Source organism: Microbacterium sp. A93 (genome assembly GCF_051842835.1).
Map to the genome: position 1 here is coordinate 1 of NZ_JBPXMT010000023.1, position 7500 is coordinate 7500.

Below are 7500 nucleotides of genomic sequence, written 5' to 3' on the forward strand. Positions count from 1 at the left end.
CCTTCGGAGATGGGGCGAGATCGAGATCCTCTCCGACGACAGCGTCGCGGCCGCGACGATCGACCGGCTCCGTCCACCACGCGGAAGTCATCGCCGTCGGCGGCGACTCTCCTACCCCACTCGAGCCTGCCGCGAGCTCCTCAAGCCCCCGCACAGCCCGCGGGCAAGTACCACCACAATAAACCGACGGGGTCAAAATTCAACGGCGACAAGGGGTCAATGTTCGACCGACGTTGACATTCGCCGCTCTCGCATCCGAGGCTAGTGCATCGTTGGGCGGGGCTCGGCCGAGCCCCGCCCCATGCCGCCTATTTGTATCCGAGGCGCTGGAAAAGGAACACGCCATTGCTCACTACGCGTGCAGCATCCCACTCGAAAGAAGCAGAGCCAGCCGCCTCACCGCTTCAGCATCATCGATTCCACGCGACCGAAATCCGTTAGCGTGGAGATGGAACATGACCGCGGCGACCAGTTCCTCGACATAGGCATCAATGCGATCAGAACCGGACGACGCTAGCTCTCCCACTCGCTGAGCAGCGAACCGCGTGTTCGACTCATACATGCCACGGGTAGTGGGATCCTCTCGAAGTTCGTTCAGGAAATTCGGTGAGGCGCGTCCGAGCTCAACGGAGATACAGGTCAGGTACGAGAGCACCGCCTGCTCAGGAGACGTCTGACGCGCTGCGGCTTGTTCAGCCTTGGCAGCCGCATCCCTGAAGTACTGCACGGCGACTTTATGTATTAGCAGGTTTCGTGAGGGCGCAATGGCGTAAAGAGTCGCCTTGGAACATGAAAGCGTCGATGCGAGCGTATCCATGCTGAAGTTGGCGAAGCCGTGCCCGAGAAACAGGTCTGTTATCGCGGACATGATTTGACGCTGACGAGCCGAATGGGCCTTAGCTTCGGGCGCTTCTTCCGAATCGGTCATCCCCCACCTCATCCTTCGGTTGACGAGCGTCAAATTTTATGACGAGTCCGGCCGTATCCGTCGCTACCGAGAGTAACGGATGAGCTGCACGAAGATGTCTAGAGGTCGAACCATTGCACGACCGCATCAACGTCAGCTCGTGCCGTGCGCAAGGCGTTCACGGGAACATCCAGCGCCTTGAATCCAAGCGCCACTGATGCAACAAGAACCTCATCGTTCGGAATTGCGAGCTCTCGCTTGATTGTCGGAGCGAGGAGCGCAGTTGCCCCCCTGGGCGATCGCGGCCACACCGTGACTCTCTGCCGCTAGTAACACCGATGAAATGTACGTGCCTGCGTCAAGATACCCATACCCTCCGATCTCACGGCCGACCGTGACCATTGCGACGTGCGGTGCACCAAAGAACTCATAGTTCTTGCGCGACTGGGCCGCTCGCGCCTCCTTACTCCGCTCTTAGACGCGAAAGAGGCAGACTCCCCGCGCGCTTTGCGTTGGATCTCGATCATGTCAAGATTGCCGTTTGAGTACTCAATCGAGCGGTGGCCGGAATCTGCGTTCTATGCATACGCGCCATCGTTGCTGCCAAACTTGGACCCACGCCAGTCCAAACTCCACATTCGGGTCGCATCGGCTTCCATGCTCTACATACTTTCGTTCATGCCGAGGGGCACCTCCAACGCAGATGCTCGTGCAAGACAAGCACAAGTGCTAGCGGCCTATCACATAGGCGTCGGAGGCCTCGAGCACGCTGCGATTCATCCGATCGGCAAGGGCGCGACTGCCAACTTAGGCGCTTGGCTGCTTGGAGAGAAGTAACACCTTCGTGTCGCCTTACGGTGCCGCCTAGAGGTGATTCTCCATTCGGATGAAGATCCCCTCCGCATCAACAGTGACCTGATCCGCCCAAAGGGGGCGGCACCATGCGACTGCCTTGCGGTCATTAATCACTCTATGGCCCGTTTGGATTGAGATCGGCACGCCAATGGGAGTGCCAGCGTGGTAATTCACGGTGAGCTGAGCTGAGCCGTGACGCTCGGTCGCCCTTCGCGCGCCAGGTGCGAAGCCATCGCTTGATCGACAACGATGGCAAGTGTGCCACCGTGCACGAGGCCGGGCGGCCCACCGAGGGACACGGAAGCGGTAAATGAACCTCGAAGTTCGTTCCCGTTTTCTCGGAGGGTCACGACCGGAGCCACCGGGTTGTACATCGACCACACCTCTGCGGCCGGCATGTCCGCGGTGATGAGCGGAGGAGATGCCCCCAGCACCAGGGCGTGTTGTATTCAAGTTCTCCCAGCGTCTCGGTGATGGCCTCGACTCGCTTCGACGCCTCGCCTGCTACGTCGCCCGTTACATCGGACAGCACGACAGCGTCAAGAAGGGCACGAACACTCTCCACCAGCACTGTGCGTTGATTCATTCCCTCAGGCTCGCTTCACTCTCGAACGCGGGAGTGAGGCATCTGTGTAGCACTAAGACGGTGATTCGACGCCCTGCCGAATGTAGCTCCGAGCAGCTTTTACATCTGCCACGTGCGTCCTCGGCGAACGCGGACAAGCACCCACCGAGACGCCAATTCAACCGCTTGATCCAGTCAACCGCTTTAAACAAATGCTTGAGAATTTGCCCGGCATCAAACATCATTGACGCCGATAATTCTCAAGGGCTGTACTATTTTGGAGTTTTTAGTACACTCACTGTATGAACCTCTCTCATAGCACGGCGCTTGTTACTGGCGCGGCATCCGGACTCGGTGCAGCAACGGCACTCGCCCTCGTAGAAGCCGGTGCCACCGTCGTGGGCATCGACCTCGCATCGTCAATCGAAAAAACGCCCCTCACTGACACCCCGGGGATTCAGCTTCACGCTGCAGATGTAACGAACGAATCAGAAGTGGCCGCCGCCCTGCTATCAATCGATACTTCTCTGCCACTCAGGGTTGTCGTGAACTGTGCCGGCATTGCACCGGCACGGCGCATACTGTCGTCGCGTGGTGCGCACGACCTGCAGCTTTTCCAGACGGCAATCGATGTGAACCTCGTCGGATCATTCAATGTACTTCGGCTCTCTGCTGAACTCATGGCTCGCCAAGAGGCGCTGGCCGGCGGACAGCGCGGAGTGATCGTGAACACCGCCTCCGTTGCCGCATTCGAAGGCCAAATCGGACAGGTTGCGTACGCCGCCTCCAAGGGCGGGATCGTCGCGATGGGTATTGCGGCGGCCCGCGACCTCGCACGCGACGGCATCCGCGTAATGACGATCGCGCCCGGGATTGTCGACACTCCCATGCTCGCTTCGTTTTCCGAAGAAGTACGAGAGGGGCTGGCGAAAGACGTACCCTTTCCCCACCGCCTCGCGAAGCCTGAGGAGTTCGCTCAACTCGTGTTGATGATTGCCGAACACGACTATCTCAACGGAGAAACAATTCGACTAGACGGCGCTCTCCGAATGGCACCCCAGTGAACATCAGTGGAGAAGGATCTGACATGCGTACATCGGTAATCGTTTCGGGTGCCCGTACCCCGATTGGCAAGCTACTCGGGGGGCTCAGCACCACGACCGCTGCCGAGCTCGGAGGGACCGCGATACGGAGCGCGCTGGACCGCGGAGGCGTATCACCCAACTCCATTGACTACGTAATCATGGGTCAGGTTCTCACTGCCGGAGCAGGCCAGCTCCCCGCGCGTCAAGCCTCGGTGTCCGCCGGGATCCCGATGAGCGCGCCAGCGCTCACGATCGGCAAGGTCTGCCTCTCGGGCATTCAGTCGGTCATTCTGGCAGACCAACTAATCCGCGCCGGCAGCTGCACCACCATAGTCGCCGGGGGGCAAGAATCGATGAGCATGGCGCCGCACATTCTCGAGTCAGCCCGCCGCGGGACGAAGTTTGGCTCGGCCACGATCAAAGACCACATGGCCGTGGATGGGCTCCAAGATGCGTACACCGGAGAGTCCATGGGTTTGCTCGCCGAGCTGAAGAACGATGAGGATTACATTGCCCGCGGCGATCAAGATGCATTCGCACTCATGTCGCACCAGCGCGCCGCTGACGCATGGGAAGCAGGAATCTTTGACGAAGAAGTGGTTCCGGTCGAAGTGACCGCGCGGGGTCAAACCAACGTGATTCATCGGGACGAGAGCATCCGTCGAGACACTTCGGCAGAATCGCTGGCGAACCTGAAACCGGCCTTCCGATCCAACGGAACCGTCACCGCTGGCAACTCCTCGCCAATCTCAGACGGGGCGTGTGCTCTCGTGATCATGGACAAGGCCGAAGCCGAAGCCGAAGAAATCGATTGGCTCGCCGAGATCGGTCAACATGGAATGGTCGCTGGCCCGGACACCGCCATGCAACTTCAACCCGCCAACGCCATCCGTCGCGCGTGTGAACGCGAAGGGATCACGCCCGCAGACCTCGACTTGATCGAGATTAACGAAGCATTTAGCGCGGTCACTCTCGCATCTGCAGCGGAACTGGGTATTTCTCTCGACAAGGTCAACGTCAACGGTGGAGCGATCGCGCTCGGGCACCCCATTGGTATGTCCGGTGCACGCCTCGTCCTCCACCTGGCGCTGGAGCTCGCTCGCCGCGGCGGCGGAATCGGTGCGGCAGCGCTCTGCGGCGGTGGCGGCCAGGGCGACGCGCTCATTATCCGCGTGCCAACGAAGCTTGACGCATGAGTAGCAACAGCCCCGTTCACCTCGAACGAGAAGGATCCCTCCTCTGGATCTCCCTTAATCGTCCATCTGCTCGCAACGCAATCAATATGGAAACTGCCCGCGCACTAGGGGCTGCAGTCGAGATGCTGGCGGCAGACGACGACCTCCGAGTCGGAATCTTGCGCGGCGAAGGAACTGCATTCTGCTCTGGTCAAGACCTGAAGGCGATCGCGGCCGGTGAGCCTCTCACTATCCCCGAGCACCAGGAATGGGGCTGGGCCGGTTTCGTTAGCCACTTTACGTCGAAGCCAATCATCGCTGCCGTCCACGGATACGCGCTGGGTGGCGGCTTAGAACTGGCACTTGCCTGCGATCTGGTCGTGGCGTCACAAAGCAGTTTCTTCGCCCTGCCCGAGGTGCGTCGCGGACTATTTGCGGCCGGTGGCGGTGTGCCCCGACTGGCTCAGCACATCCCCAAGAAGGTGGCATCGAAGTACGTTCTGACCGGCGACACTTTCACCGCAGAACAAGCGCTCGAATGGGGCCTCGTCACCGACGTCGTGCCCGATACGAACGTCGATTCGGCCGCCCGGGAGCTTGCTCTCCATATTGCCTCCAATGCCCCGCTTGCAGTACAGGCCAGCAAACGAATTCTCGCCTACGCGCACGCCGCCCCTATGTGGGATCTAACGGATTGGAGTCTGGTCTCCGAGCAAGCCTCGGCGGTGTTTGCCTCCCGAGATGCACTGGAGGGAAGCGCGGCGTTCACAGAAAAGCGCGAGCCCAAGTGGACCGGATCCTGACTGGCGCGAGCGGCCCCGCAAGCAAGGCGTGTCCGGCGAAAATCACGAAATCACGACAACTCGGAGCCAGCCCGGCCCGCCGTCTTCGGCAAGCGTGCCACACCAGTTCGCGACGGCGAGAGGGGCTGCTGAAGCTTTGGTTGAGTCCGGGGTTTATGCCACCAGGCAGACGGCTTCCATCACTATGGTCTCGAATTCGATCGGGGTCAGTTTCCCGAGTCGGCGTTGTCGGCGTTTGCGGTGGTAGATCCCTTCGATCCATTGTCAGCGCACGCGCCCACTCGGCCCATCGAGCCTTTGAGCTTGTGTTTCTTGAGCGACTTGACGAATTTCCGTGACCGAAATTGCTACCACGGTCGCTATGCACCACAACGCCTTCCGGGTAACCCCGGTGAGCGACAACCATCTCCAACACGTTGACAGCGAGACGTGCACCGGGTGTGCCCGCTTGTATCGGCGTTTGCGGGTCGTGATCGTGGAGCGGATCCCCGCGACATGGCATAGCCACCACACACGCCGCTCAAAGATCCGGTAGCCAAGGTCAGTGATGTCGTCCTGACGGCACCCGATACCCGACCTCAGGGTCGTCTTCGTGCAGTTCACGGAGCACCCCGATCAGATGCGCTTCCTCGACCTCGCGCGCCGAGACAAGGGCCTTGAGCCATTTGCAATACGCCTGTTCGGTGAACTCCAGCACCCTGCACGCCACCGCGACCGGCACCCGCACAGAGATACCGGCCGCAGCCATCTCACGGACGAGCGGGTAGATCATTTTGGGGGCAGGATATGCGCTTGCGACAAATAGTCCGCAGTCCGCCGGAGCACTTCGTTCTCCATCTCCAACTCCCGGATCCACCGCAGCGCCGCTGCCATCTCGCGGCGCTCGTCAGGATCGGTTGACGGGGTCATCCCATGCGAGCGGAACCGGTCATCCCGCACCCACGTCTGCAACGCCGTCTTCGAGATCCCCAGATCCCTGCATACCTGCTTCTGCGACACGCCCGACGCCACTATCGCCGCGGCATCACGCTTGAACTCATCGGAATAGATCTTCGGCACGATTGCCATCCTTCCAGCACGACCCCTGCTCGGGAATCATGCGGTCACGGACTCAACCGAACCTTCAGCAGACCCCCCGCGGGGCGGTGAAGTCCCGGTTCAGCAGGTCACCGGCGCGATTGCCGTCCTTGCCCGGAATCGTCGTCCTGATGCCCTTCGCGCGAGTGATACCCGACGAGCCGAGTGTCCTCATCGCCCGGTCGACAGCGCCACGCGACGCATCCGCGATCTGAGCGCGTCGGATCAGCGCGGTCATCTTCTTGCGCCCATACAACCCCTCCGGGGTCATTTTCCGACGCGTCGTCCCGTCCGCGCACAGCTCGGTGGTCCAGGCCGCTGCACGAACGGCGCCTTCGATCATCGCGTCGGTGATCGTCCTCCTGGCGATGCGAGGCGTGCGCCAGGCCCGGTAGGTGCGCGCAGCGACCTTCACGCCCTGCTCTCGCAGGACGCGGATGATCGACTCGACTGCATGCCCCTCGGCTCTCATCTGATCGATGAAGCCCATCATCAGCGGTTGCGGGGGTCGAGTTCCCCCGCGAAGAAAGTCGCCGCTGCTTTCAGGATCGCGACGTCCTCGCGCAGCCGCCGGTTCTCGGCCTTGAGGCGTTTGATCTCGGCCGCCTCTTCGCTGCTTTGCTCGTCCCGGTTGCCCGCGTCGATATCGGCTTGCACGACCCACCGGCGCAGCGACTCCGTGCCGACGCCTTCTTGGCGAGCGACGGTCGCGATCGCCTTCGCGGTTGACGGATACTCGGCCCGGTGCTCAAGCATGAGCCTGACAGCTCGCTCACGCAGCACGGGATCAATCTTCTTCGGCATAACGCCATCCTTTCAACTGGAAAGGAAGCGGCATCAAACCTGGGTCGGTTCAAGGTCCATGCCGGCGCAGAAAGTGAGGTCCAGTGCCGACAAGGATTCCCACGCGAAGCGACGGGTCAGCATCGAGTGTGTCCATAGCCGCTGCGAGACCCGCGGAGACATCAGGGTCTACGGCGTTTCGTACCTCGGGACGATTGATCTGGACGACAAGAATTGCTCCGTGTTTTTC

At 60.9% G+C, this 7500-nt stretch carries 5 protein-coding genes and 2 pseudogenes; 3 read left to right on the forward strand and 4 right to left on the reverse strand.

What is annotated here, in order from left to right; genetic code table 11:
• Window positions 1-352: 352 nt before the first annotated feature.
• Window positions 353-928 (reverse strand): TetR/AcrR family transcriptional regulator, encoded by a 576-nt coding sequence (locus tag ACSU1G_RS34425; protein WP_439286150.1) that lies wholly within the window; start codon window positions 926-928, stop codon window positions 353-355.
• A gap of 1701 nt (window positions 929-2629) precedes the next feature.
• Here ACSU1G_RS34425 and ACSU1G_RS34430 point away from each other — a divergent pair.
• The 3 genes from ACSU1G_RS34430 to ACSU1G_RS34440 are packed head-to-tail and all read left to right on the forward strand — an operon-like array spanning window position 2630 to window position 5390.
• Entirely contained in the window at window positions 2630-3391 is a 762-nt protein-coding gene (locus ACSU1G_RS34430) for an SDR family NAD(P)-dependent oxidoreductase (protein WP_439286152.1), read from the forward strand.
• A 23-nt stretch (window positions 3392-3414) separates the two neighbouring features.
• Window positions 3415-4608 (forward strand): acetyl-CoA C-acetyltransferase, encoded by a 1194-nt coding sequence (locus ACSU1G_RS34435; RefSeq protein ID WP_439286154.1) that lies wholly within the window; start codon window positions 3415-3417, stop codon window positions 4606-4608.
• Window positions 4605-5390 carry a crotonase/enoyl-CoA hydratase family protein gene (locus ACSU1G_RS34440; RefSeq protein WP_439286156.1) on the forward strand — a complete coding sequence of 262 codons (786 nt, stop codon included), beginning with the start codon at window positions 4605-4607 and terminating at the stop codon, window positions 5388-5390. Before ACSU1G_RS34435 ends, ACSU1G_RS34440 begins: the two co-directional genes overlap by 4 nt.
• A gap of 153 nt (window positions 5391-5543) precedes the next feature.
• On the opposite strand, the pseudogene ACSU1G_RS34445 reads toward ACSU1G_RS34440, so the two are convergent.
• The 3 genes and pseudogenes from ACSU1G_RS34445 to ACSU1G_RS34455 form a co-directional block, all read right to left on the reverse strand.
• Window positions 5544-6449 (reverse strand): annotated as a pseudogene (locus ACSU1G_RS34445) (transposase).
• Between the two features lie 76 nt (window positions 6450-6525).
• A pseudogene (locus tag ACSU1G_RS34450) lies at window positions 6526-7271 on the reverse strand (transposase); the annotation flags it as partial.
• A 49-nt stretch (window positions 7272-7320) separates the two neighbouring features.
• Window positions 7321-7485 (reverse strand): hypothetical protein, encoded by a 165-nt coding sequence (locus ACSU1G_RS34455; protein ID WP_439286158.1) that lies wholly within the window; start codon window positions 7483-7485, stop codon window positions 7321-7323.
• Window positions 7486-7500 lie beyond the last annotated feature (15 nt).

What these genes read in the sequence shown, in the direction of transcription:
- ACSU1G_RS34430 (WP_439286152.1), top strand. Translation starts at nt 2,630, where the DNA reads ATGAACCTCTCTCATAGCACGGCGCTTGTTACTGGCGCGGCATCCGGA.
- ACSU1G_RS34435 (WP_439286154.1), top strand. Translation starts at nt 3,415, where the DNA reads ATGCGTACATCGGTAATCGTTTCGGGTGCCCGTACCCCGATTGGCAAG.
- ACSU1G_RS34425 (WP_439286150.1), bottom strand. Translation starts at nt 928, where the DNA reads ATGACCGATTCGGAAGAAGCGCCCGAAGCTAAGGCCCATTCGGCTCGT.
- ACSU1G_RS34440 (WP_439286156.1), top strand. Translation starts at nt 4,605, where the DNA reads ATGAGTAGCAACAGCCCCGTTCACCTCGAACGAGAAGGATCCCTCCTC.